Source organism: Stackebrandtia nassauensis DSM 44728 (assembly GCF_000024545.1).
Taxonomy (GTDB): Bacteria; Actinomycetota; Actinomycetes; order Mycobacteriales; family Micromonosporaceae; genus Stackebrandtia; species Stackebrandtia nassauensis.
In genome coordinates this window covers 6,609,033-6,632,809 of sequence record NC_013947.1, presented here as the reverse complement: position 1 = coordinate 6,632,809, position 23,777 = coordinate 6,609,033, and the positions used below count along the sequence as shown (strand labels likewise).

At 66.1% G+C, this 23,777-nt stretch carries 25 protein-coding genes; 13 read left to right on the top strand and 12 right to left on the bottom strand.

Annotated elements, in window-relative coordinates:
- Window positions 1-64: 64 nt before the first annotated feature.
- Window positions 65-778, top strand: a complete 714-nt coding sequence (locus SNAS_RS31120) for a TetR/AcrR family transcriptional regulator (protein ID WP_013021479.1) — start codon at window positions 65-67, stop codon at window positions 776-778.
- Window positions 779-790: 12 nt separating this feature from the next.
- Here the strand turns inward: SNAS_RS31120 and aztA are convergent, their stop codons facing one another.
- A complete protein-coding gene (gene aztA, locus SNAS_RS31115; RefSeq protein WP_013021478.1) occupies window positions 791-1,585 on the bottom strand; it encodes a zinc ABC transporter ATP-binding protein AztA in 795 nt (264 codons plus the stop codon).
- Between the two features lie 49 nt (window positions 1,586-1,634).
- Between aztA and aztB the strand changes: the two genes are divergently transcribed.
- From aztB to SNAS_RS31070, 9 genes are all read left to right on the top strand, one after another.
- Entirely contained in the window at window positions 1,635-2,513 is an 879-nt protein-coding gene (gene aztB / locus SNAS_RS31110) for a zinc ABC transporter permease AztB (RefSeq protein WP_013021477.1), read from the top strand.
- Window positions 2,510-3,649, top strand: coding sequence for a hypothetical protein (locus SNAS_RS31105; RefSeq protein ID WP_013021476.1), 1,140 nt, complete (start codon window positions 2,510-2,512; stop codon window positions 3,647-3,649). The genes aztB and SNAS_RS31105 overlap by 4 nt, the downstream gene beginning before the upstream one ends.
- A gap of 5 nt (window positions 3,650-3,654) precedes the next feature.
- Complete coding sequence (gene aztC / locus SNAS_RS31100) at window positions 3,655-4,569, top strand: zinc ABC transporter substrate-binding protein AztC (protein ID WP_013021475.1); 915 nt, start codon at window positions 3,655-3,657, stop codon at window positions 4,567-4,569.
- A 46-nt stretch (window positions 4,570-4,615) separates the two neighbouring features.
- Window positions 4,616-5,791 carry a zinc metallochaperone AztD gene (gene aztD, locus SNAS_RS31095; RefSeq protein WP_041625297.1) on the top strand — a complete coding sequence of 392 codons (1,176 nt, stop codon included), beginning with the start codon at window positions 4,616-4,618 and terminating at the stop codon, window positions 5,789-5,791.
- Window positions 5,792-6,061: 270 nt separating this feature from the next.
- Window positions 6,062-7,363: an ABC transporter substrate-binding protein gene (locus SNAS_RS31090; protein ID WP_013021473.1), complete on the top strand. Its 1,302-nt coding sequence runs from the start codon at window positions 6,062-6,064 to the stop codon at window positions 7,361-7,363.
- The gene (locus SNAS_RS36435) at window positions 7,360-8,289 is read left to right on the top strand and encodes a carbohydrate ABC transporter permease (RefSeq protein WP_013021472.1); all 930 of its coding nucleotides are present in this window, start codon (window positions 7,360-7,362) and stop codon (window positions 8,287-8,289) included. The genes SNAS_RS31090 and SNAS_RS36435 overlap by 4 nt, the downstream gene beginning before the upstream one ends.
- Window positions 8,286-9,140 (top strand): carbohydrate ABC transporter permease, encoded by an 855-nt coding sequence (locus SNAS_RS36430; protein ID WP_013021471.1) that lies wholly within the window; start codon window positions 8,286-8,288, stop codon window positions 9,138-9,140. The genes SNAS_RS36435 and SNAS_RS36430 overlap by 4 nt, the downstream gene beginning before the upstream one ends.
- Complete coding sequence (locus tag SNAS_RS31075; protein WP_013021470.1) at window positions 9,137-10,528, top strand: GH1 family beta-glucosidase; 1,392 nt, start codon at window positions 9,137-9,139, stop codon at window positions 10,526-10,528. Before SNAS_RS36430 ends, SNAS_RS31075 begins: the two co-directional genes overlap by 4 nt.
- Before the next feature lie 112 nt (window positions 10,529-10,640).
- Entirely contained in the window at window positions 10,641-11,657 is a 1,017-nt protein-coding gene (locus SNAS_RS31070; protein WP_013021469.1) for a LacI family DNA-binding transcriptional regulator, read from the top strand.
- Here SNAS_RS31070 and SNAS_RS31065 read toward each other — a convergent pair.
- Window positions 11,635-12,291 carry a winged helix-turn-helix transcriptional regulator gene (locus SNAS_RS31065; RefSeq protein ID WP_013021468.1) on the bottom strand — a complete coding sequence of 219 codons (657 nt, stop codon included), beginning with the start codon at window positions 12,289-12,291 and terminating at the stop codon, window positions 11,635-11,637. The two genes, SNAS_RS31070 and SNAS_RS31065, sit on opposite strands and share 23 nt — an antisense overlap.
- Before the next feature lie 53 nt (window positions 12,292-12,344).
- On the opposite strand from SNAS_RS31065, the gene SNAS_RS31060 reads away from it, so the two are divergent.
- Window positions 12,345-12,749: a DUF1761 domain-containing protein gene (locus tag SNAS_RS31060; RefSeq protein ID WP_013021467.1), complete on the top strand. Its 405-nt coding sequence runs from the start codon at window positions 12,345-12,347 to the stop codon at window positions 12,747-12,749.
- 2 nt (window positions 12,750-12,751) lie between these two features.
- Here the strand turns inward: SNAS_RS31060 and SNAS_RS31055 are convergent, their stop codons facing one another.
- Window positions 12,752-14,182 carry an alpha/beta hydrolase gene (locus SNAS_RS31055; RefSeq protein WP_013021466.1) on the bottom strand — a complete coding sequence of 477 codons (1,431 nt, stop codon included), beginning with the start codon at window positions 14,180-14,182 and terminating at the stop codon, window positions 12,752-12,754.
- A gap of 585 nt (window positions 14,183-14,767) precedes the next feature.
- Here SNAS_RS31055 and SNAS_RS35520 point away from each other — a divergent pair.
- On the top strand, window positions 14,768-15,025 hold the full coding sequence (locus tag SNAS_RS35520) for a hypothetical protein (protein ID WP_144300695.1): 258 nt from the start codon (window positions 14,768-14,770) through the stop codon (window positions 15,023-15,025).
- A 136-nt stretch (window positions 15,026-15,161) separates the two neighbouring features.
- Here the strand turns inward: SNAS_RS35520 and SNAS_RS35515 are convergent, their stop codons facing one another.
- Entirely contained in the window at window positions 15,162-15,425 is a 264-nt protein-coding gene (locus tag SNAS_RS35515; protein ID WP_013021464.1) for a hypothetical protein, read from the bottom strand.
- A gap of 100 nt (window positions 15,426-15,525) precedes the next feature.
- Between SNAS_RS35515 and tcmP the strand changes: the two genes are divergently transcribed.
- Window positions 15,526-16,590 carry a three-Cys-motif partner protein TcmP gene (gene tcmP / locus SNAS_RS31040; protein WP_052305204.1) on the top strand — a complete coding sequence of 355 codons (1,065 nt, stop codon included), beginning with the start codon at window positions 15,526-15,528 and terminating at the stop codon, window positions 16,588-16,590.
- On the opposite strand, the gene SNAS_RS31035 is transcribed toward tcmP, so the two are convergent.
- The 8 genes from SNAS_RS31035 to SNAS_RS31005 all read right to left on the bottom strand — a co-directional run bounded on the left by SNAS_RS31035 (window position 16,567) and on the right by SNAS_RS31005 (window position 23,704).
- Entirely contained in the window at window positions 16,567-17,331 is a 765-nt protein-coding gene (locus SNAS_RS31035; RefSeq protein ID WP_013021462.1) for a DUF5131 family protein, read from the bottom strand. The two genes, tcmP and SNAS_RS31035, sit on opposite strands and share 24 nt — an antisense overlap.
- Window positions 17,332-17,500: 169 nt before the next feature.
- Window positions 17,501-18,088, bottom strand: coding sequence for an NUDIX domain-containing protein (locus SNAS_RS31030; protein WP_013021461.1), 588 nt, complete (start codon window positions 18,086-18,088; stop codon window positions 17,501-17,503).
- A 64-nt stretch (window positions 18,089-18,152) separates the two neighbouring features.
- Window positions 18,153-19,154: a DNA-methyltransferase gene (locus tag SNAS_RS31025; RefSeq protein WP_013021460.1), complete on the bottom strand. Its 1,002-nt coding sequence runs from the start codon at window positions 19,152-19,154 to the stop codon at window positions 18,153-18,155.
- Entirely contained in the window at window positions 19,151-20,794 is a 1,644-nt protein-coding gene (locus tag SNAS_RS31020; protein WP_280101524.1) for a DNA cytosine methyltransferase, read from the bottom strand. Before SNAS_RS31020 ends, SNAS_RS31025 begins: the two co-directional genes overlap by 4 nt.
- Before the next feature lie 11 nt (window positions 20,795-20,805).
- Window positions 20,806-20,985: a hypothetical protein gene (locus SNAS_RS31015; protein WP_013021458.1), complete on the bottom strand. Its 180-nt coding sequence runs from the start codon at window positions 20,983-20,985 to the stop codon at window positions 20,806-20,808.
- Window positions 20,986-21,016: 31 nt separating this feature from the next.
- Window positions 21,017-22,009, bottom strand: coding sequence for a helix-turn-helix domain-containing protein (locus tag SNAS_RS34600; protein WP_013021457.1), 993 nt, complete (start codon window positions 22,007-22,009; stop codon window positions 21,017-21,019).
- A 17-nt stretch (window positions 22,010-22,026) separates the two neighbouring features.
- A complete protein-coding gene (gene dnaB, locus SNAS_RS31010) occupies window positions 22,027-23,352 on the bottom strand; it encodes a replicative DNA helicase (protein ID WP_013021456.1) in 1,326 nt (441 codons plus the stop codon).
- The gene (locus SNAS_RS31005) at window positions 23,339-23,704 is read right to left on the bottom strand and encodes a DUF4326 domain-containing protein (RefSeq protein WP_211207281.1); all 366 of its coding nucleotides are present in this window, start codon (window positions 23,702-23,704) and stop codon (window positions 23,339-23,341) included. The genes dnaB and SNAS_RS31005 overlap by 14 nt, the downstream gene beginning before the upstream one ends.
- Window positions 23,705-23,777: the final 73 nt, after the last annotated feature.

The window sequence follows — 23,777 nt, the reverse complement described above, 5'->3', positions numbered from 1 at the left end:
GCAAAAACGTTCACCCGGTGCAAAAGTTTATTCGGGTGACTTCTATCTCTGGTATATTAATTGCATGAGTGAAAGGCTTGGCCTGCGGGAACGGAAGAAGGACGCCACCCGGCACCGCCTGATGCAGGCCGCGCTGGATCTGTTCGAGGAGCGCGGTTTCGACGAGGTCTCGGTGGCCGAGATCGCCGACGCCGCCGAGGTCTCGAAGAAGACGGTCTTCAACTACTTCGACGCCAAGGAAGACCTGATCCTGGGGCACGCCAAGTTCCAGATCGAGGTGCCCGCGCAGCTGGTGCGCGAACGTCCGCCCGGCCAGACCCCGCACGACGCGCTGCGACAGCAGTGGTTCGAGCGGCTGGCCGAGCACCATCCGGTCACCGGCCTGAGTGACAACCCGGGCGTGCTGCGCGTCATCCGGCTCATCCATTCCACGCCGCAGCTGATGCAGCGTCAGATGCGCTATGGCTACCAGTCGCAGCAGCTGCTGTCCCAGGAGCTGTTCGCCGAGTCCGGTTCGGAGCTGTCGGCCCGGTTGATGGCGTCCCAGATCTTCGGGGTCCGGCAGGAGCTGGCGGTCGCGAACTTCCGCGGCATCACCGCCGGGGCCACCGCCGCCGAACGTTACCCGGAAGCGGTGAAGGAGGCCGAACTCGGCTTCGATCTACTGGAGAACGGGCTGGGCAATCTACTCCGCCGGGAAGAGTTATACCAGCGCATACCTGGATATCAACCTTGTGGACTGACCCTTGACATAGGTCCTTTGGCCGTGGTGATGTGACCGTGAGGGGACCTAGAGTTGAGCCTGCCAAAGCGAGAAGCAGTGCCGGTCCTGGTCAGACCGGCACCCTAAGCCACTTCCGGGGCGTCCCATTCGTCGGGCGGTTGGGACACCACAATGGCCCGTTATCCGTGGGTGCGTCGCGGATAACGGGCCAAAGTCCTGCCCGCCGACGGACACGGGCGCGCCGAGGTGGATGCGGTGGTCCGCCGTGGCGGCGGCTTCGGGTTCGTGGGTGGACTGCACGATGGTGACACCGCGCGACCGCAGCCGGGCCAGGTGAGTGTGGATCCGTTCGGCGCTGGTGACATCGAGCCCCGCGGTGGGTTCGTCCAGCAGCACCACATCGGAACGCTGCGCCAGTGCCTGTGCCAGCAGCACCCGCTGCCGCTGGCCGCCGGACAGCATGCCGAGCCTGCGACCGGCGAGGTCGGCGATGCCGAGCTGGTCGAGTGCCTCGGCGACCACCGCCTTGTCCGCTCTGGTCGTCGGACGCCACGGCCCCCGGTCCGCCCAGCGGCCCATGGCGACGGTCTGCCGCACGGTGATGGGAAACGAGTCGGAGACCTGGCTGTGCTGCGGGACCAGCGCGGGGCGCCGCTGATGATGCCGCAGCAGCCGTCCCTCGGCGACCGGATGGGTCGCGGCCAACACGTGCAGCAGCGTCGTCTTGCCAGAGCCGTTGGGGCCCAACAGAACCGTCATCTGTCCCTTGGGGATCACGAAATCCAGTCCGCTGAGCACGGTCCGGGCGCCGTAGCGCGCGCTGACCGCGACACCCTCCATGGCCGGGGTGACCTGTTTCACGGACCCTCCTATTGAAAATGGAAACGGTTTTCATTATAGACTGCGGCCCATGGATTGGATTACGACGCCGTTCGAGGTCGGCTTCGTCGCGCGGGCGGCCCTGGCCGGACTGCTCGTGTCGGCGATGTGCGCCGTCGCCGGAACCTGGGTCGTGTTGCGCGGCATGGCTTTCCTGGGCGAGGCGATGTCACACGGCATGCTGCCCGGGGTGGCGATCGCGGCACTGCTGGGCGGAAACCTCGCCCTGGGCGCGATGGTCAGCGCGGGCGTCGTGGCCGCCGGAGTCACCGGGATATCGCGGTGGCGACGGCTGTCGCAGGACACCGGCATCGGGCTGTTGTTCGTCGGAATGCTGTCGCTGGGCGTCATCCTGGTCTCGCGTTCGCAGTCCTTCGCCGTCGACCTCACCGGTTTCCTGTTCGGCGACGTGCTGTCGGTGCGGCGAAGCGACCTGCTGATACTGGCCGCAGCCCTGCTGGTCACCCTCGTCGTGGGCGCGCTGGGACACCGATCCTTCGTGGCGCTGGCCTTCGACCACCGCAAGGCCGCCACCCTCGGTCTGCGCCCCCGGCTCGCCCACGCCGCGCTGCTGGGCCTGCTGGCCCTGGCGATGGTCGCCTCGTTCCAGGTGGTCGGCACGCTGCTGGTGTTCGGACTGCTCATCGCGCCCCCCGCCGCGGTCGCGCTGTGGGCGGGCAGCGTCCACATGATCATGTGCGGCGCCGCGGTGCTGGGAGCCGTCGCCACCATCGGCGGACTGGTCATCTCCTGGCACTTCGACACCGCCGCCGGAGCCACGATCGCGCTGGCGACCGTGACCGCGTTCTTCCTGTCGGCGATCGCGACCAGCCTCAAACGACGACCCACCGCCGAAGTGGCCACCGTGCCGAGCCCCCGTCCGGCCCCGGAACTGGAGTCAACCTCATGAGAACCCCGCCACCGTTGCTGTGTGCCGCCCTCGCCGTGATCCTGTTGGGCGGGTGCGCATCCGGAACGGACAAACCGTCCGCCGACGACAAACCCCACGGCTACGTCGAAGGCGCCGAGGAGACCGCCGAACCGCAACGACGCCTGGTGATGGCCGAGGCCGAAACCGGGACGTTGAGCCAACTCGACCCCGCCACCGAGAAGACCGCCGAACTCGCCGACGTGAAGGGCGTCGCCGGTCTGGTCACCGACGGCCGGTACGTGTTCGCCGCCGGTAAGGACAAGACCAGCATCATCGACAGTGGCGTGTGGACCGTCGACCACGGCGACCACAAGCACTACTACGTCGCCGAAGCGAAACCGGTGGACACCGTCGACATCGACGAGGCGGTCAGCGCCAGCGCCGACGCCGCCGTCAGCACGGTCAACACCCCCGACGGCGCGCATGTGTACGACCGCGAGCAGCTCGCGGACGGCAAGATCGCGCCCGTCGACACCGAAGCGGCGCTGGCCGTGCCCTACGCGGGCGAACTCGTCACCGCCACCGACGGCCGCATCACCGTGGCCGACAAGGAATCCGACCTCGACGCGTCCTGCCCCCGTCCCACGGCCGCCGCCACCACCGATCGCGGCGCGGTGTTCGGTTGCGGCGAGCGAGTCGTCGTCGTGACCGAAAAGGACGGCACCTTCAGTGCCGACGAACTCAACGCCCCGGCCGGAATCGCCGCCGCGCAACGGTTCCAGCACCGCCCCGGCACCCCGGTCCTGGTGACCGCCGCGAAGGGCGAAGTCACGGTCTTCGACGTCGCCGAAGGCGACTGGTCCGTCATCGACGCCCCGGACCCGGTGGCCGTCAACGCCACCGGCGAGGACATGCCGGTACTGGTGCTCGACCGCGACGGGACACTGCGCTCCTTCGACCAGCGCACCGGCGATCCGATCGCCGAGCGGCGCGTGATCGACAAGATGCCCAAAGACGGACCCGCGCCGGTCATCACCGTCGACACCGAACGCGCCTACGTCAACGATCCCGAAGCCAAGGCCGTGCACGAGATCGACTTCCAGGACGAACTGCGGCTCGCGCGCAGCCTCACCCTCGACACCCGTCCCGACCTCATGGTCGAGACAGGATCGTGAGCCCGATGCGACGCGGACTCACCGCCACCCTGTCCCTGACCGTCCTGGCCTGCGGCATGACCGGCTGCGCCGCCTTCGAGGCCGACCGCTCCGGAATCGTCGTCACCACCAACATCCTCGGCGACATCACCCGCGAGATCGTCGGCGACGAGACCGACGTGACGGTGCTGATGAAACCCGGAGCCGACCCGCACTCCTTCGGAGTGTCGGCGAAACAGGCCGCGGCACTGGAGAACGCCGAACTGATCATCCACAACGGTCTCGGCCTGGAGGAAGGCGTCGCGCGGCACGTCGAGGCCGCCGCCGAGACCGGGGTGCCGACCTACGCCGTCGGCGAAGCCGTCGACCCGCTCGAATACGGCGCCGGAGAGACTGCGGGCCAAGCCGACCCGCACTTCTGGACCGACCCGGTGCGGGTCGGCGAGGCCGTCGACCTGATCGCCGGACAGGTCACCGAACACGTCGACGTCGACACCGACACCGACACCGTGAACGCGCAGGCATCGGACTACGGCGACGAGATCGCGAAACTGCACTCCGAGGCCAAGACCGCGTTCGGGCGGATCCCGAAGCGGGACCGCGAACTCGTGACCAACCATCACGTCTTCGGCTACCTGGCGAAACGCTACGACTTCGAGGTCATCGGCGCCGTCGTCCCCAGTGGAACAACCTTGGCCTCGCCCAGCAGCGCCGACCTGAAGGACCTGGCCGACAAGGTCAAGGCCACCGACGTCCCCGCCGTGTTCGTCGACTCCTCCCAGCCCGACCGGCTCGCGCGGGCCATGGCGGATGAGACCGGGATCGAGGTCAAGGTCATCGCCTTGTACTCCGAGTCGCTGAGCTCGTCCGGCGAGGAGGCGGCGACCTATGTGGAGATGACGCGGTTCAACGTCGAGGCCATCGCCGATGGCCTCGACTGAGGCCCAGCAAGCCCGTACGAATCAACAACGATCCGAAAGTGAAGCAATGCGAAGCACCCCTCAACCCAAGTTCCAGCCCAGGATCGTCGCGGCCTCGTCGCTGCTGGCGGCCGGACTGTTCCTGGCCGCCTGCGGCCAGGCGCCCGACACCAAGGACGGCGCGAAGGCCGAGACCAAGACCGAGCAACCGATCGTCGTGACCTACGACGGCGGACTGTTCGTACTGGACGGTGAGAGCCTCGACCTCGTCGAGGACATCAAACTCGACGGCTACAACCGGGTCTCACCGGCCGGGGACGACCGGCACGTGCTGGTGTCCACCGCGAAGGGGTTCCGCATCCTCGACGCCGCCGCCGCGAAACTGTCCGACGACACCTTCAAGGCCGACAAACCCGGACACGTCGTGCACCACGCCGACAAGACCGTCCTGTTCGCCGACGGCACCGGCGACATCACCGTCTTCGACCCCGAGGACCTGGGCGCGGGACTGCCCAAGACCCAGACCTTCCACAGTGACGACCCGCACCACGGGGTCGCGGTCACGCTGGAGGACGGCAGGACCCTGGCCACCTTCGGCGACGAGGAATCGGCGAAGGGAGTGCGGGTGCTGGATGCCAAGGGCAAGGAGACCGACCGCGACAACGACTGCCCCGGCACCCACGGCGAGGCGACCGCCGCCGACGAGGTCGTCGCCTTCGGTTGCGAGAACGGCGTCCTCGTCTACGCCGACGGCAAGTTCTCCAAAATCGACAGTCCCGACAAGTACGGCCGCGTCGGAAGCCAGGAGGGCCACGAGGAGTCCACGAAGCTGCTGGGCGACTACAAGACCGACCCGGAAGCGGAACTGGAACGCCCCGAACGGGTCTCGGTGATCGACCCGGCCAACGGCAAGCTGAAACTGGTCGACCTCGGCACCAGCTACAGCTTCCAGTCCCTGGGCCGTGGCCCGCACGGCGAGGGACTGGTGCTGGGCACCGACGGCGCCCTGCACGTCATCGACATGGACTCCGCAAAAGTCAGTGACTCCTTCCCGGTCATCGACAAGTGGGAGGAACCGCTGGACTGGCAGCAGACCCGGCCGTCCCTGTTCGTTGGCGACCACACCGCCTACGTGACCAGCCCGGACGAGAAGAAGATCTACGCCGTGGACACGCACTCGGGTGAGATCACCGCCGAGACCACGCTTCCCCAGGCGTCCAACGAGATCACCGGAGCCCTGTAAGCACTCCCGCACCGGACCCGCCCCGTGCCGTCGATGCGGCACGGGGCGGGTCTCTCAGCGTGGGAGCGCTCCCGTACCTGGCAATGCCCTCGCGAGCGGTCAACCGAAGGGCGGCCAGCACAAACCCTTGCTGAGCACCGAAACAAGCAAGACATTGATCGTCACGAATTGGTAAAGAAGTCCCGCGTGACTTCGGATAGTGACTCAGGTCGCGCTAGTTTGTGTGGGAGCGCTCCCATAATGATCCGCTGATCCGAAAGGGATTTGGCAATGAGAGTTTCGCGGCATCGCGGCCGAGTGGCCGCACTGACAGCCCTCGCCGCCGTGGCCGTGTCCGGGTTGACGGCCTGTAGCGGCGACGACCGCATCAAACTGACCGTCCAGGTGTTCGGCGGCGCCGGGTTCGGATACGAGGACCTCGTCAAGGAGTACGAGAAGGACCACCCGGACATCGACGTCGACTACCAGATCGTCACCGACGACTACGACAACGAGTTCCGCCCGCAGGTGTTGCAGTGGCTGGAGGCCGGAAGCGGCGCCGGTGACGTCGTCGGCATCGAGGAGCAGGGCGTCGGGCAGATGATGTCGCTGGGCGACGCGTGGGCCGATCTGTCCGAGTACGGGCTGGACAAGCGTGAGTCCGACTATCCGTCGTGGAAATGGGAACAGGGGCACACCGCCGACGGCAAGCTGGCCGGGCTCGGCACCGACGTCGGCGGCATGGCGATGTGTTACCGCACCGACCTGTTCAAGAAGGCCGGGCTGCCCACCGACCGCGAGAAGGTAGCCGAGCTGTGGCAGGACTGGGACGGTTTCACCAAGGCCGCGAAGAAGTTCACCGACTCTGATGTGGACGCTGCGTTCGTCGACAGTCCCAACCAGCTCTACAACATCCGCATGGTCCAGGAAGCCGGTGCCGCCGACGGCATCAGCTACTTCGACCGCAAGGACAAGTACGTCGCCGGTGACACCGAGGCCGTGCGCACCGCCTTCGACTACGTGGCCGAGCTGCACGAACTCGGCGCCGTCGGCCAGTTCGAGAACTGGTCCGACGAATGGAACTCCGCCATGCAGGCGGGCGGCTTCGCCACCATGGGCTGTCCCGCGTGGATGATGGGCGTCATCGCCGACACCTCCGGCAAGGAGAACAAGGGCAACTGGGACGTGGCCCAGGTGCCCGGCGGCAGCGGCAACTGGGGCGGTTCCTGGCTGGGCGTGCCCGCGCAGAGCGACCACCCCAAGGAGGCCGCCGAACTGGCCGACTACCTGACCAAGCCGAAGTCCCAGGTCGCCGCCTTCGAGGCCATCAGCGCCTTCCCCAGCACCAAGGAGGGCCAGGAGGATCCCAAGGTCGCCGACCTGTCCAATGAGTACTTCAACGACGCGCCGACCGGCAAGCTGATCGCCGACTCGGTCAAGGAGTTCAAGCCGGTCTACTACGGCGAACTGCACTCCGCGGTGCGCGCCGCCGTCGAGGACGTCCTGTTCGGTCTCGTCCAGGGCAGCTACAAACACGATGAGGCGTGGAAGGAGTTCGTGGCCGCGGGCCAGGAAGTGGTGGACACGGCGTGACCTCCACCGAGCAACGGGCCGGGCGCTCCGGCGCCCGGCTCGCGTCCCGACTGGACCATCGTGGCAGCCCCTACCTGTTCGTGTCCCCGTACTTTCTGCTGTTCGCCGCGTTCGGGCTGTTCCCGCTGGGGTTCACGCTGTGGGTGTCGCTGCACCGGTGGAAACTGGCCGGGGACAAGGAGTTCGTCGGCATCGACAACTACACCTTCCTGCTCACCAACGAGCGGTTCGGCGCGGCCGTCGTCAACACGCTGGGCATGTTCACGCTGGCCACCGTCCCGCAGCTACTGCTGGCGCTGCTGCTGGCCAACGCGCTCAACAAACGCATGCGCGGACTGCTGTACCTGCGCATGGGCGTGCTGATACCGATGGTCACGTCGGTGGTGGCCGTGGCGATCGTGTTCAGTCAGCTGTTCAGTCACCGCTACGGGATGATCAACTGGGCGGTGGAACTGTTCGGCGGCGAGAAGATCGACTGGACCGCGTCCAAACTCACCTCCTGGACGGCCATCGCGACCATGGTGGACTGGCGGTGGACCGGCTACAACGCCATCATCTTCCTGGCCGCGATGCAGGCCATACCAAGGGATCTGTACGAGGCGGCGGCCATCGACGGCGCCTCGCCGCGACGGCAGTTCTGGCAGATCACCGTGCCGCAGCTCAAACCCGTCATCATCTTCACCGTCTTCATCTCCACCATGGGTGGTCTGATGCTGTTCGCCGAGCCGATGATGTTCGGCAACGGCCGCCTCGACGGCGGCACCCGCGGCGACTTCCAGACCATCGGGCTGTACATCGTGCAGGCGTTTCGGGAACGCAACAACTTCGGACTGGCCGCGGCGGCGGCCTGGCTGCTGTTCGTGCTGATCCTCGTCACCGCGCTGGTGAACTACCTGTTCGTCAACCGGCTCAGGGGGTCGAAGTGAAGCAACCCAAACGGCTGCGCAAACCCTGGGACGCCACGGTTCTGACCCGCGCCACCCTGATCCTGGCCGTGCTGCTGTCGATCTGGCCGCTGTACTGGATGATCGTCATCGCCAGCCGCGACATCTCGGCGGCGACCCGGATCCCGCCGCCGCTGCTGCCCGGCGGCAACCTGGGCGACAACATCGTCCGGGCGCTGTCCGACGAGTCCTCGCACCTTATGGCCGGACTGGTCAACTCGCTGATCGTGTCGGCGACGGTCACCGTGTCGGTGGTGTTCATCTCCACTTTGGCGGGTTTCGCGTTCGCGAAGCTGCGGTTCAGGGGCAGCACGGTGCTGCTGGTGACGGTGCTGTTGACGATGATGGTGCCGTTGCAGCAGATCGGTGTGGTGCCGCTGTACATCATGATGGTCGAACTGGGCTGGGTGAACACACTGCAGGCGGTCATCCTGCCGTTCCTGGTCAACGGGTTCGGGATCTTCCTGATGCGGCAGTACACGATCCAGGCGGTACCGTCCGAACTGGTCGAATCGGCCCGCATGGACGGCGCCTCCACGTTCCGGATCTACTGGAACATCGTGCTCCCGGCGGTGCGGCCGGGCATCGCGGTACTGGCGCTGTTGACGTTCATGCAGAACTGGAACGAGTTCCTGTGGCCGTTGATCGTGCTGCAACCCGACAACCCCACCGTCCAGCTGGCGATCCGGGGACTGTCGGAGACCAACTACGGTCAGGACTACTCGATGATCTTCACCGGCACCCTGTTGTCGATCGTCCCGCTGGTCCTGGTCTTCATCGCGTTCGGCCGCCAGATCGTGGGCGGGCTCATGGAAGGAGCGGTAAAGGAATGACCCGTAACGGCAACGGTTTCGGACCGGACTTCACCTGGGGAGCGGCGTCCTCGGCCTACCAGGTCGAGGGAGCGGCCACGGCCGACGGCAGAGGCCCCTCCATATGGGACACGTTCGCCGCCGCCCCGGGACGCGTCGTCGACGCCTCCACCGGGGAGACGGCGGTGGAGGCGTACCACCGCGTCGACGAGGACGTGGCCGTCATGCGCGAGCTCGGTCTGCGCGCGTACCGGTTCTCGGTGTCGTGGCCGCGCGTCGTCCCCGACGGCACCGGCGCGGTCAACCAGGCCGGGCTCGACTACTACCGCCGGTTGACCGACCGGCTGCTGGACGCGGGCATCGAACCGTGGGTGACGCTGTACCACTGGGACCTGCCGCAACCGCTGGAGGACGCCGGCGGCTGGCCCGAACGCGACACCGCGCTGCGGTTCGCGGACTACGCGCTGACCGTCCACGAAGCACTGTCGGACCGGGTCGACAACTGGATCACCGTCAACGAACCCTGGTGCGCGGCGTTCCTGGGCTACGCGTCGGGCGAGCACGCGCCCGGCCGCCGCGAACCCGCCGCGGCGATCGCGGCGGCCCACCATCTGCTGTTGGGACACGGCCTGGCCACGACGGGCATGCGTTCGGCCGACGCCTCCTCCCGCATCGCGATCGGGCTGAACTTCTACCCGGTGCACCCGGCCAGCGACCGTCCGGACGATGTGGACGCCGCCCGGCGCGTCGACGGCGTCCAGAACCGGCTGTTCACCGAGGCCGTCCTCAGGGGCGCCTATCCGTCGGACGTGCTGGCCGACTTCAAACCGGTGCGCGATCCGGACTACATCCACGACGGCGACCTGCGGATCATCAGCACCCCGATCGACCGGCTGTGCGTCAACTACTACAGCCGGTTCACAGTGACCGGCACGGCGAACGGCCGCGCCTCGGCCTCGGCCGCGCCCACCGACACCGGCTCGGCCTGGCCCGGCAACGAACACATCGGATTCGTCGGCGCCGACCTCCCGGTGACCGGCATGGGCTGGGAGATCGACCCCGACGGCCTGCGGGACCAACTGCTGCGGCTGGCCCGGGAGTACCCCGGCGTCGAACTCGTCGTCACCGAGAACGGCGCCGCCTTCGACGACGTCCTGTCCGACGACGGCACCGCCGTCCACGACCAGCGGCGCCTGGTCTACCTGCGTCGACACGTCGCGGCCTGCGCCGAGGCGATCGCCGCCGGCGTGCCACTGAGCGGCTACTTCGTGTGGTCACTGATGGACAACTTCGAGTGGGCGTGGGGCTACACGAAACGCTTCGGAGTGGTCTATGTGGACTTCGAAACCCAGCGCCGGGTGGTCAAGGACAGCGGCCACTGGTACCGCGACCTGATCGCGGGTGGGTGACGGCCACCGTCCAATCCGGCCGGGCCTCGGAACCCGCGATCTACAATCCAAGTGAATCCGCGGCCCGACGCCGTGGACGGATCGTGTCGCACACCCACGAGGAGTCCCCGCCATGGAGAAACGGTCGGCGCCGACGCTGGACACCGTCGCCGCGCGGGCCGGGGTCGGCAGGGGCACGGTCTCGCGGGTCATCAACGGCTCGTCGCGGGTGAGCCAGGAAGCCCGCGACGCCGTCAACCGCGCCATCACCGAACTCGGCTACGTCCCCAACCACGCCGCCCGGTCGCTGGTCACCCGGCGCACCGACGTGATCGCTCTGGTGATCTCCGAGACCGAGGACCGCATGTGGGGCGAACCCTATTTCGCCGACGTGATCCGCGGCATCACCCGGCAGCTGTCGGAGTCGGGGCTGCGGCTGATGTTCACCCTCGCCTCCACCGCCGAGGACCGCAGTCGCCTGGAGACCTACCTGTTGGGCAAACACGTCGACGGGGCCCTGCTGATCTCGCTGCACGGCGACGACCCGCTGCCCCGGCACCTGGAGGGTTCCGGGTTGCCGGTGGTGCTGTGCGGCGCCCCCGTCGGCGAGACCGACGTCCCGTTCGTCGACAGCGACAACCGGGGCGGCGCCCGGCAGGCCGTGGAACACCTCGCGTCCACTGGCCGCCGCCGCATCGCCGCCATCACCGGCCCCCAGGACATGTCGGTGGGCATCGACCGGCTCACCGGCTACCGCGAAGCCCTGCGCACCGAGGGACTCCCCGAGGACCCGGCCCTCATGGAACCCGGCGACTTCAGCGAAGCCGCAGGGGTGACCGCCATGCGAGCCCTGCTCGACCGGGTCCCCGACCTGGACGCGGTGTTCGCCGCCTCCGACCCGATGGCCTTCGGGGCGCTGCGGGTACTGCGCGAACGGGGAATCCGGGTGCCCGAGGACGTGGCGGTCGTCGGCTTCGACGACTCGCCCCGAGCCGAGCACTCCGAACCCCCGCTGACCACGGTGCGTCAGGCCGCCGAACCGATGGGCCGCGAGATGGCCCGACTGATCCAGGCCCGGATCCGGGGCGAGAACCCCGACCCGCCCTCCACGATCCTCAGCACCCGCCTCATCGTCCGCGAGTCCTCCTGAGCGGCGGCATGGCTCTGCGAAGCACTCGGGGGTCACCCTCGAGGTGTCCTGCGGCGAGCGCCTGGTCAACGGTGATCCCACCAGCCGCGAGCCCGATGATGATCTCCGCCGCGGCCGTGAACACCGTGTCCGGACGGCGATCGGGCCGGGCCTCCGCCCGCGGGCCGTCCTCATCGATGTGCACGACGGTGAGGACGCCGTCGACCTCAAAACCGATTTCGAGCGCCGGGGTAGCGGTCACGCCGCGAAGCAGCCCCGGCAGGGCCACTCCCAGCCAGCGTGGTTCGAACGCGTCGTCGTCCCGCCCGGTCATCATCAGCGGGGTGCCCCATCGGGCGAGCGCCTCGATCGGCTCGCGAAGCCCCGCCCCCCACGGCGTCAGTGCGTAGAGCACTCCCGCGTCTCCCAGCCGTCGCTCGACGATTCCCGCGGTCTCCAGCGTCCGCAGTCGCTGTGACAACAGGTTGGTGGCGATCCCGTGCAGCGCTGCGACGAGTTCGTTGAAGCGCATCGGGCCGACGAGCAGGTCACGCACGATCAGAAGGTTCCAGCGGTCGCCCACGGTGTCCAGGGCTCGCGCCAGACCACAGAACTGTCCGTATGAACGACCCGGCGGGTGCTTGACATTATCCATCGCAGTTGATTTTATCAACTAGCGCAATGCCCCGAGGACCAAGGAGTCGCATCATGGAGATCAACTGGCTGGCCACTGTGCTGGCCATCGTGGCCGGTATGGCCGTCGCGATGGTGTGGTACGGCAAGGTCTTTCTGGCCATCTGGCAGAGGCTGACCGGCATCGCCCCCGAAGACTCCAAAAAGGCCAGCCGAAAGAACATGGTCCAGCTCCTCATCGCCAACAGCGTCACGGCGGTCGGACTGGCCTTCGGTGAGGCGATCGCGTCGAAGGCTTTCGACGACGACACCGTGTGGCCAGCACTGCTGGTCAGCTTCGGGGCGTGGCTGACGTTCTCGGCGACCACCCTGCTCCAGCACAACGCCTTCGAACTGAAACCCCCGAAGCTGACCCTCGTCAACTGCGCCTATCAACTGGTGCTGTTCCTGGCCATGGCGCTGGTGATCGGGCTGTTGTAGCCCTACTCCCGGCACACCTCGCCGGGCTTCGGCAGCTTCGCGTCCACCAGGTAGTCGTCCACCCGCTCGGTGACGCACTTGGAGCGCAGGTACGCGGTGTGCCCGGTGCCGTCGTAGGTCAGCACTCGCGAGTCCTCGATGCCCTGGGACAACGACTCGGCCCACTCCACCGGCGTCGCCGGGTCGCCGGTGTTGCCGACCAGCAGCGTCGGCGGCACCCCGTCGATGTCGATGGGGCCCTGCGGATTGCTCGGCGGCACCGGCCAGTTCAGGCAGCCCGCCGTCATGTTCCAGAACTCCGAGGTGCCGCCCATGTGCGGCGACCGCTTCCGTGCGTCCGCCAACCGATCCCGCAGTTCGTCGTAGCCGTCGACGCCGGGATCGATGTCCATGCACAGGATCGAGCGGTACGCCGCTGAGGTCGCCGGGTTCTCGGCCTCGGCGCGGATCGCGGCGAACGCGGTCCCGTCGCCTTTCTCGGCCGCCGCGATGGCCTTGCCGAGCTCGGAACCGAACTCCGGCACCATGTTCAGCATCGCGTAGGCGGCGAACCGCAGCTCCTCGGCGGTCAACGCCCGCTTGCCGGGCACCGGGATCGGCTCCGCCTCGGCCTTCGCGACCGTCGCGTCCCACACCTCGCCGACGTCGCGGCCGTGCAGCGCGCACTTCTCGTTCTTCGCGCACCAGTCGGCGAAGCTCTCGAACGACTCCTCGACCGCGCTGGACGCCTCGCTCACCATCTGTTCCGAGGGCATGCCGTGGTCCACGACGCCGTCCAGGCTCATGGCCCGCACCCGCTGCGGAAACCGTTGCGCGTAAGCGGTTCCCAGCATGCTGCCGTAGGACTGTCCGAAGTAGGTGATGGAGTCCTCGCCGAGGGCCGAGCGCACCGCGTCGAAGTCCTGCGCCACGTTGTCGGTGCCGACGTCGGCGATCAGGTCGTCGCAACTGTCGGCCACCTCCTTGTTGTGCGCCAACAGTTTCCGGTATTCGTCCTCATTGTCGGGAAACAGGCTGACCTTCGGGTCGTTCACCGGCTTGTCGCACTTGACGGCCTGGCTGCCCGCGACCCCGCGCGGGTCGATGCCGACGATGTCGAACCGTTCCCGCAAGCGTGGCGAGAACTTCTGCTCCGCGTAGTCGCGAACCAGGTCGGCGGCACCCTGGCCGGGACCGCCGGGGTTGTAGAACAGCACACCGACCCGCTTGTCGGGGTCGGTGGCCACACGTCGGGAGAGGTTGAGGGTGACGGTCTTCGAATCCGGATCGTCCCAGTCGCGCGGCACCTCCAGGGTGCCGCATTCGGCGCCCGGCTTGTCGCCACAGGGTTTCCAGTTCACCTCTGATGTGGTCGCGCCAGCGTTGGCGGAGTACACCACCGCCGCGGCCAGAACCGCTGTCAGGGCACTGATCAGTACGAGTTTGCGTTTCACGGCCAGGATTGTGCGGGGCCGGAACCGTTGGGCGCCACGGTCGAACGACGGAGGATCCGCCCGCGCCCTCCGTCGAATGGCCGAGGCGAACGCCTGGCGTTCGACCAGTGCGGCGGCCCTGTGGGGAGTGCTACGCGGACGCGTCCACGGTCCTGAACCGGACATGAGAAAAGCACCGTCACGAGGACGGTGCTTGTCACGATGGAGCCGCCTATCGGAATCGAACCGATGACCTATTCATTACGAGTGTGTCTATCCAATGTCTCCAGCGTCGCTACCAGGCTATATCGATGCGTATCGTTCGCCTTGTGGTGCGATTTTCGCAGCGGTTCGACACTGTTCGCGCCACAACCCGCACCACGAATCGTATCTAACTGTCGCTTATGTCTAGTCAAAGTAGTCTCAAAAATCGGTTACGGAGCGTAGCGGATTTTCGATCCAGGCTCGTGATGGTCCACTGATGAAGTTGGGAATGAGCGGTGCATCGAGTCAAGGGCGGAATTCGAAGACTGGCGGCTGGGTGTTGCGGTCATCGGTCTGGAACTCGACCGTACCCTGGCGCTCCCAGATGAGAACATCGACAACGTGTCTGTGACGAACGAAGAACTTCGCGATCTAACCGACCTTGTCCACGGTACGCGTCAAAGTGTTAGCAACGACCAGTCCGATGAAAGCGCTGTCGCATCAGCGGCAGCGAACCTTTGCTCGGGCATGGGCGAGGGATTGCTGTACGCGCCAACCGAGCTGAATGAACTTGTGAAAGCCGCCATCGAAACCGGGTACCGTGCTGCATTGACCGACATTCGGAACGGCAAGGTCGAAGGATTCGATGTAGCAAGCTAGGCAGCGACTCCTCGAATCTGCCGCGCACGGTCATCTTCTCGCTGGCGATCTCGGATGGATGCATGCCCTCCGGTACCACATGGCGCGGAGGCAGCCTCAGGGCTTCTCAGTGCGTTTGCGCTGGTAGTAGAGGGTTTTATGTGTGGAGTCCCTTGTTTGTCGAGCGCTTCTTGGAGTGCGTGAGAAGCAGGCATACCCGAGGAAGATCGGTGACCCATTCCCAATCTGCTGGAGCGATCCCAGATCGTTTGCCAGCCTGATAAATGTCGTAGAGAAGCTTGTCGGCTGCCTTCAGGACGTCAGGCTCGTGCAAGCCGGGATGCTTCTTGCGGTCGAAGTGGTCTGCAGCAGTCTGCAGCTCGCGCTCTGCTGACCGGGGCGGATACTCCTCAACGCTCATGGCGGCTCCCTTCGCTTGGTTGGCACTATCCAGTGTGACATCCGTGCAGTGTCAGCTACCCGACATCATGTAATGATGGGTGTCTATATCGTGGCGTTCGGTGCTGGATCCGATTCGCGCGGCGGTATGGCGACGGGAGTGGCAGATGGAACGTTTGTGGGGTTGGTGGACGCAGCACAAGCTTGAGATTCTTGGTGAGTACCTTCAGGCGTTCGCCACGGCCACCAAGAACAAATCCAAGTCGCGTATCTACTTTGACCTGTTCGCCGGGGTACCGAAGAACCGGGCGAAGCTCACCAACGAGGAGATTGTCGGTTCGGCACAGCGGGCTTTGACCACGGATCCGCCGTTCACTCATGTGGCGCTGTTTGAACTGGCACCGAAGGCTCAACTGCTTCGCAATGCATTGGCGCAACAGTTCCCGCGGCACACTGGGGTCCGAGTCTATGACGGCGACTGCAACGTCCAGATTGACCGCGCGTTGGGCGATTTTGCTCACGTGCGGTGGGCGCCGGCGTTCGCATTCGTTGACCAGCATGACAACGAGATTCGATGGGAGACGCTGACCAAACTCGCGCGCTTCCGGCGCACCATGCGTCGAGTGCCCACCAAGACCGAGCTGTGGATCCTGCTGGGTACTAGTTTCAATGTCCGAACTCTGCTCAGGAAAGACGGTCGCGCGAACGGTGAGTATGCGGATTCGTTGACGCGAATGTTCGGCGATGACTCGTGGCGCCCGATCGTCGAAGCTCGACGCGATGAGTTGATTTCAGCAACGATGTTTCGCGCGGAATGGGTCAATTTGATGCGGTGGCGGTTGGAGCGCGTCCTCGGATATGGCATTACCTATGCGTTCACCATGAAGGAGACTGGCGGCAAGGACCTGTACGACATGGTCTTCGCGTCCGACCACCAAGCTGGGCAAAAAATCATGGCGCACTTGTATGGAAAGGCAGCGGCCCGGCATGAGCAAATGAGGCAGCATGCGCTTCGCATCCGGCGGGACCAGAGCCTTCAGAAAAAGGACGGCACCGTGGGATTGTTCGCTCTCACCACCGACATGGTGGTCGTGGACGTACCCAACAAGGAGTTGTACGTCCACGACCAACCACATGAGCCACGCGATTTGACGTACTACCGATCACACGGTGACCAGCTCGTCTGACCTGTCGGTGCGGGGCATGTCGTCCCAGGTGCGTCCGTCGAGTTCGCGTCCGCCGGCCTTGGGAGTGCGTCCCCCCCACTGTTTGAAGAAGAACGGAACCTTGGTTTCGAAGCACTGGTCGCGCAGGGACCGTATCCAGTCGGGATGGACCGGTCGGGCGCCGCGCCCGGATTCACCCCCGGCGATCAGCCAGTCGATGCCCTCCAAGTTGAGATCGGGCAGGTCCGCCAGAAGAGGTTCGGCCGAAACGAACCGGACAGCAGCGGGTACGTCGCGTAGGGCGTCGATGCGGCCAGTTTGGCCGGGATCCTCCACGCTGACTCCGATCCAGGCGTTGGAAGGCCAGTCCAGCCGGTCAGCGAAGCGTGCGGCGCGTTTGGCGCGTTTGGTGAGGATCTGATAGGTGTGCTGCGGGGTCGCGTCGATGACATCGAAGACCTCGGCGATGAAGTCGACCGGCACTTTTGCGTGGAACAGATCCGACATCGAATTGACGAACACGGTGCGCGGTTTGGCCCAGCCCAACGGAATCTGCAACGAATCCGGGTGAACGGTGACGCCGAAACCGGGCCCGGAGGTGCGTGGGTCGCCGTCGTTTTGGTATTTCGGGCTTCCCATGGCTTTCAGCCGTTTCGCGAGGGTGAGTGCGTAGCAGTTGTCGCATCCGGCCGAGACCCGATCGCAACCAGTGACAGGGTTCCAGGTGGCTTGTGTCCATTCAATACTGCTGCGATCCGACATTAGTTTCTCCTTAACGGATAGTTGGGAGGTTATAGAACATGGGTTCGCGTGTAAACCGGGCGCGGTGTCGCAATGCCTAACGATTCGACAACACCAACGACCTGCCGTTCACGATGTGCGTAGAGCGGGTCGGGCGCGCCACACTGCGCACCCGACCGTGATGCAGGCGTCAACTGTCGAGTACACCGCGGCGAAGCAGGCGGACAGCGTCGGTGAGGATGTGATGGTGGTCGAATGCCATCGGCTGGTTGAGCGCGGTTTCAAGGGGGACCCACTCGGCGGTGGCGGCGTCGTCGCCAGCGGCCACGGTGGTGTTTGCCGCAAACTGGATGGCGAAGGCGTTGGAGATACGGCGGCCTCGGGGATCGCGGTTGGTCGCGTCGTAGCGGCCGACGTGACGGAGCTGGTCCCGAATGATGTTCAGCCTGGTCTCTTCGGCGGCCTCACGGGCTGCGGCCACTGCGGAGACCGCCACTTCGTCGGCGGGGTTCGTGACGGTGGTGGCGTCGGCCGGGTCAACGTATCCCCCTGGCAGTGCCAGGTGTCCCGCGAACGGCGCCCATTTACGCGTGATCAGCAGAACCTCCGGGCCATCGGTGGTGTCGCGAAACGCTACGACGTCGGCGGTGAACGCGACGTCAGCTTCCCACCCGCAGGCGTCGCAGTAGAACGGTTCGCAGTCGCGGCAGCGCCCAGCGCGGTTCGCGGCACTGGTGAGGGCCTGGGTGAGGGAAATCGTTTCGGTGGTGCTCGGCATTTTGTCTCCTTATTTCTGTTCTGTGTGGTTGGTTGTCAGGCCGCTATCCCCGTGATGTTGAGCGTCATTTCGCGTCCTCCAGTTCGAAGAGCGGCATCTGCCCCGGCAACTGCTGTGGTGGTCGGGGGGCGCGGCGTGCGCGGGCTCGTTCGTTGGGGTCGGTGGTGCGCCACCGTGCGAGGCGGCAGTAGTCGGCCGAGGCGTCGACGCTGATGCCGGTGCGGCCGAGGACGTCAGCGACGAGTGCGGTGGTTCCGGTGCCGCCGAACGGATCCAGAACTGTGCCGCTGGGTGGGCACCAAGCGATGATGAGGCGCCGGGGCCATTCGAGGGGGAATGCGGCGTGGTGGGTGATGTTGAGTTCGGCGGGGATGTGAAGCGGTTGTGTGGCGATCTCCCATACCGATCCAGGTAGGCGGCCCAACGGGTTGCAGGTGTCGAGCATCTTGCGGGGTTTCTGTCCGCCGCGGGCTTGGCGGCCGGCGCCGTTGGGGCGGGAGTAGTTGCTGGCGGGTTCGCGGATGCCGTCGATAGCGGCGAAGTAGCGCTGGTGCTGGACGAAGTGGAGCCAGGTTTCGTGTGATCGGCGGACGCGGTCGGTCATGCTTTCGGGCATGGCGTTGGGTTTGCTCCAGATGACCTCGGCGCGCAGGATCAGGCCCAGATCATCCAGGCAGCGAATCGCGTAGCGCCATGGCAGGCCGAGCAGGGTTTTCGCCGGGTACTTGCTGGTCCCATGTGGGGTGCTTGCGGTCTTGGTGTGGCTTCCTCCGGTGAGGTGGCCGCCGAGGTTGCCGCCCCTGCCGCCGCCGACGTAGGCGTCACCGAGGTTGACCCACAAACTGCCGACGGGTTTGAGGACGCGCAGCCAATCGCGGGTGGCTTCGATCAGGGCGTCGATGTAGGCGGCAGGTGTTGGCTCGGCGCCGATTTGCCCGTCGTAGTGACGGCCTCCGTTGGTGTATGACCGCAGTCCGTAGTAGGGCGGGCTGGTCACGATGAGGTCCACTGATTCGTCGGCTAGCGGAAGGGCGCGGGCGTCGGCGCACATGACTATGGCGGTCATGCGGCCTCCGTCAGGTTGTGTCGGTCGAGGTCGTCGCCGGTGACGGCTTCGACGAGCGCGGAGATCAGCAATTCAGCGACGGGCGGGGTGACGGCGTTGCCGTACTGGCGCACTTTGTTGCGTTTGGACCCGAGGACGATGTAGTCGTCCCGGAAGGCCATTGCCGCAGCGACCTCGTGGGGCTCCAGCATCCTGAATCTGACCTCGTCGATGTCCAGGATCGGGCCGCCGGTCAGCAGTGCCTGCCGTCCCGTGGCGGTGAAGGTCCGCGCCGGTTCGGTGACCGGTGTGGACATGGCCGCGCCGGTGCCGCGGTTGTTGATGCAGCGCATCACCAGGGCGTAGCGGTCGCGGGTGGACAGTGCACCGATCGGGTCATGGATGGTGCGGGTGGTGCCGTTGCTGTAGTACGGCACGAGCAGCGGCGGCTGTACGAGCCTGTGGTGGTTGCCGCCGGCGCTGACTGCGGCCATCGGGTCGGCCTCGGGCAGTGTGGAGGCAGTACGGGATCCGCCGCCGCGCATCGTCACCATGACCGGGGGCAGCACTAGGCCGGTTTCGCGGCGGCCGGTCTGAGTGCGGATCGGTTCGTCGGCCGGGGCGATCCGGTTCCCGGCGCGGGCCTCCAGCGGTACCACCAGTTCCGGTAGCGCGATGGCGTCGTTGTCCGTCGTGGTGCGCGCGGGCATCGGGTCGGCCAGCCGGGTCGCGTTCTTGCGCCAGGTGCCGCCCGAGGGCACCAGCAGCGGCGCCCAGTGCCGGTCGATCCCGGCACGGATGCGCGCGATGGTCGCCGGTTTCAATCCCTCGGGCTTCCTCTCGGTCTTGGGGCGGTCGCCGATGCGCGGTGTTTCGATGTTCCAGTCGATCGCCGCAGCGGCCGGAAGGACCGTCGGCTCGACCTGTTGACCGCGGCACGAGGTCTTGGGGCAGCGGTACACGTACTGCGGGCCGTACAGTCCCAGCTCGACACCGGGCTTCTTGAACACCTGCATGGCGTTCACGACTTCGTCGCAGGACGGGCACCACGCCCGGGGCCGTAGCCACTTGTCGAAGTCGGGGGCGCGGCCGAGGCTGGCGTCCCAGTACGGAATGTAGGCGCGGTTGCGGGACTGGCAGCACGCCTCGGACTCGGTGCCTTGGGCGTGCATCGAGTTGAACGCGATGACGGCCAGGTCGTAGCCCTCGCCGCGCATGGCGGCCTTCCACGGCTTCCATTGCGGGGAGCGGGCGATCTCGACGACGTTTTCCACCACACCGAACCGCACGGGCTTGCCGCGGCGGCGCGCACCGGCCAGGTACTTCGGGACGTCCCACATCAAGGCCCTGCTACGCTCGGCGGCCTCGTCGGTCTCAGGTTCCATGCCCGGCAGGGTCGGGGCGTCGCTAGCCCATATCTGCGGCACACCTTGAGCGCTGGAGAACTTCTTGCACTCGGGGCTGGCCCAGAATCCGTCAGCGATTGGCCAGTCTTGCACCGGCAGTTTCCGGATGTCTCCGATCTTGTGGTCGACGTGCGGGAAGTTGGCCGCGTGCGAGTCGAGCGCGAGCTGCCAGTGGTTCGCGGCCAGGGTCACCTCGACGCCCGGCACGGCATCAATTCCCTGGCTGCTGCCGCCTGCACCACAGAACCAATCCATAATGGTCAACGTCATTTCGCCTCCCGACCTACAGGCCGGCCAGATGTCTCGGCGACGTGCTCGTCGACGATGGCCTGGGCGGCGTGTTCAGCGACGTAGCCCCAGAACTGCTCGCCGCAGGTGCAGGTGGGCAGCCACGGGTACCGCCTGGTGCCGTCGTATTCGACGGTGGTCTTGTGGGTGGTGGTCATCGGTTGCTCCTTTGTCGGTAGTGGTGTGGTTTTAGGCCGCCAGGGCCGCGTCAGAGCGCTGAACCGGCGACGCGGGCTGACTGGTGTGAGGTGTTGTGGTTTCGGTGTCCTGAACGCGATGTACGGCGTTGCTGGCGGGTCGGTGGCACCGGGCGCACCAGTCGTCGTCGGCCGCGACGACGAAGGCGTGCTGGCCTTCGACCGGTGTCTGCTGCGTTGGTGATCCCGAACCGTGAGTCCGCGGCGCATCGGGTAGGTGGCGCAGTCGGTGTGTGTAGACGCCGAAGTGCGAGCGGACGCCTGCGATGTCGGTGGTGAGTTCTTTGCGCAGGGCCTCGATCGGCCATCCGGCGGTGAGGTGTTTCGCGACCTGTGTTGACAGTTCAGCGATTTGGCGGTGGGCGAGCCCGCCCGGTAGTGACGCGACGAAGTCGCGCGCCTCGTTTGTCGGATCCTCCTCCGCCGCCTCCGCCGTCGGTTCAACACCGGGTGCGGTTGTGAAGGGGGTAGGGGGAGGAGGAGGGTTCTTAGGAGGGTTAGGGTGACACAGCTGTGTCACCCCGTTCGCGACACCACTGTCACCCCGTTCACGGGGTGACAAATTGTCACCGCGTTTGACCTGAGATTTCTTGCGGCTCCTGCGGGGCGACAGAACTGTGTCACCCCGTGGTTTGTCGCCCCGAGATTTCGTATCGGCTTGGGGACGTTTCGTGTAACCCATTGCCCACTGTGTCCGGATTTCCTCGCTGATGGCGACCTCATACACCGTGGGCCGTCGATCACCTCGCACGTGGGCGACAAAGCGTTGATCGCCGTACCGGATGTACCCGTGCTTGCGGAGGTACTCCAGATGGCGTTGGACGGTGCGTTCGGAGCACTCGCCGTACCGGGCGAGGAGATCCACACCGGGGAATGCCGCGTCCCCATCGTCGTGGGCGTGTTCGGCCAGACCAAGCAGGATCAGCTTCGCCGTCGCGTTGCCCACTGTGGTGTTCAGTACGTGCGTGTAGACCTTGAAACTCATGTAGACGCCAAACCCTTCTATGCGATCGAGACGATGCGTGCCTTGTGGAGCTGGGCTGCGGTCGTGATGGTGTCGGTGCGGCCGTTGCGGTTCTTGGCGATGTGGATGTCAAGCTCGCCGGACCGCGGCGATTCGGGGTCGTAGTAGTCATCGCGGTGCAGCAGCAAGATGATGTCGGCGTCGGCCTCCAGCGCGCCGGATTCGCGCAGGTCGGACATCATTGGGCGCTTGTCAGTGCGGGCTTCGACATTGCGGTTGAGCTGCGCGACGGCGATGACGGGGCACGAGATGTCCTTGGCCAGCAGTTTCAGGCCGCGCGAGATTTCGGCGACTTCACGTTCGCGGGTGTCGGCGCGCCGGGGCGAGGGCATCAGTTGCAGGTAGTCGACGATGACCAGTCCCAAGCGGTGGTTGCTGGCGGCGAGCCGACGGGCCTTGGCGCGGACCTCCAAGACGGTGGCGTCGGCCGAAGCGTCGATGCACAAATCGGCTTCGGCCAGGCGAGCCGCGGCCATCGATGCCTTGGCGAAGTCGTCGTCGGTGGGTTTCTTGGTGCCGTTGAACACCCCCAGATCGATCCCGCCCTCGGCGGCCAGAATCCGGTTGGTGACCTCGTCCTTGCTCATCTCCAGCGACACGAACAGCACGCCCAGGCGCTGCTTGAGGCTGACGTGGCGGGCGATGTCGGTGGCCAACACGCTCTTGCCCATGGATGGCCTGGCGGCGATCACGATCAGCTGTCCGGACTTTAGTCCGCCGATGATCTTGTCCATATCGGGCAAACCGGTGGGCAGCCCGGTGTCGTTCTTGCCCTCGGCGACGGCCTCTAGCCGGTCCAGTGCGGGAACCAGCAGCTCGGAAATGGACACGACGTCGCCGGACTGCCCGGTGTCGGTGGCGGCGAACAGGATCTGCTCGGCGGCGTCGGCGGTACCGTCTCCCCCGCGGTACCCCAATTGCTGGATGCGGATCCCGGCTTCGATCAGCCGACGCTGCAACGCCTTCGGCTTGACGATACGCAGCGCGTGGTATGACGCTGAACCCGCCGAGGCGGCCGCGCGAAGCAGCGTATGGATGTACGGGGCTCCGCCGACGCGCCTCAGCTCGTCTCGCTTGTTCAGCTCGTCGACGATCGACACCGCGTCCACTGGAGTCCCGGCGGCGAACATGTCGCAGATCGCGGCGAACACCAGCTGGTGTTTCGGGTCGTAGAAGTCGTGACCGGTCAGTTCCGGGACCAGTTCGGCGATGACGTTGGCCGAGTACAGCATCGCCCCCAGCACGCTCTGCTCGGCGAGCTGCTCGTGCGGCGGCACGGCCTCGATCGGCTCAGATGAAGTCATGCAGGCCCCAGCCTTTGGCGACCACCAGCAGCATGTCCGCGTGGCACAGCACCCGGAGACCAGCCGTGTCGAAGCGCGCGCACCAGCACGCCAGGTTCCGGCCGACCAACTGGGCGCGGATGTCGGCCGCGAGGTCCGGTCGGGCGGCCAAGTGGTTGCGGAAGTACGCTACCGCCACCTTGGCATTCCCGCCGGTGATGGGAAACGGGTTGGCGAATCTGCTGGGCCGCCCGACATAGACGGTGTTCGGCGGCATGCGCCAGCCAGCGGTCCGGCACCGCTGTACCCGCCGTGGTCCCGACGCTTCCACCTCGGCGACCAGGTCGTGAAGCTGGGTAATGGTTATGCTCAAGCGCGAAGCCCCTTTCCTTGATTCGTGAAGTTGAGTGGCTGAGGTGGGACGCCGTCGTGGCGGTTGCTGCCAG

Bases quoted from the DNA above. Each gene is read 5' to 3' on its own strand.
- SNAS_RS31120 (WP_013021479.1), top strand. From the start codon at position 65: ATGAGTGAAAGGCTTGGCCTGCGGGAACGGAAGAAGGACGCCACCCGG.
- aztB (WP_013021477.1), top strand. From the start codon at position 1,635: ATGGATTGGATTACGACGCCGTTCGAGGTCGGCTTCGTCGCGCGGGCG.
- SNAS_RS31105 (WP_013021476.1), top strand. From the start codon at position 2,510: ATGAGAACCCCGCCACCGTTGCTGTGTGCCGCCCTCGCCGTGATCCTG.
- aztC (WP_013021475.1), top strand. From the start codon at position 3,655: ATGCGACGCGGACTCACCGCCACCCTGTCCCTGACCGTCCTGGCCTGC.
- aztD (WP_041625297.1), top strand. From the start codon at position 4,616: ATGCGAAGCACCCCTCAACCCAAGTTCCAGCCCAGGATCGTCGCGGCC.
- SNAS_RS31090 (WP_013021473.1), top strand. From the start codon at position 6,062: ATGAGAGTTTCGCGGCATCGCGGCCGAGTGGCCGCACTGACAGCCCTC.
- SNAS_RS31075 (WP_013021470.1), top strand. From the start codon at position 9,137: ATGACCCGTAACGGCAACGGTTTCGGACCGGACTTCACCTGGGGAGCG.
- SNAS_RS31070 (WP_013021469.1), top strand. From the start codon at position 10,641: ATGGAGAAACGGTCGGCGCCGACGCTGGACACCGTCGCCGCGCGGGCC.
- SNAS_RS31065 (WP_013021468.1), bottom strand. From the start codon at position 12,291: ATGGATAATGTCAAGCACCCGCCGGGTCGTTCATACGGACAGTTCTGT.
- SNAS_RS31060 (WP_013021467.1), top strand. From the start codon at position 12,345: ATGGAGATCAACTGGCTGGCCACTGTGCTGGCCATCGTGGCCGGTATG.
- SNAS_RS35515 (WP_013021464.1), bottom strand. From the start codon at position 15,425: ATGAGCGTTGAGGAGTATCCGCCCCGGTCAGCAGAGCGCGAGCTGCAG.
- SNAS_RS31035 (WP_013021462.1), bottom strand. From the start codon at position 17,331: ATGTCGGATCGCAGCAGTATTGAATGGACACAAGCCACCTGGAACCCT.
- SNAS_RS31030 (WP_013021461.1), bottom strand. From the start codon at position 18,088: ATGCCGAGCACCACCGAAACGATTTCCCTCACCCAGGCCCTCACCAGT.
- SNAS_RS31025 (WP_013021460.1), bottom strand. From the start codon at position 19,154: ATGACCGCCATAGTCATGTGCGCCGACGCCCGCGCCCTTCCGCTAGCC.
- SNAS_RS31020 (WP_280101524.1), bottom strand. From the start codon at position 20,794: ATGGATTGGTTCTGTGGTGCAGGCGGCAGCAGCCAGGGAATTGATGCC.
- SNAS_RS31015 (WP_013021458.1), bottom strand. From the start codon at position 20,985: ATGACCACCACCCACAAGACCACCGTCGAATACGACGGCACCAGGCGG.
- SNAS_RS34600 (WP_013021457.1), bottom strand. From the start codon at position 22,009: ATGAGTTTCAAGGTCTACACGCACGTACTGAACACCACAGTGGGCAAC.
- dnaB (WP_013021456.1), bottom strand. From the start codon at position 23,352: ATGACTTCATCTGAGCCGATCGAGGCCGTGCCGCCGCACGAGCAGCTC.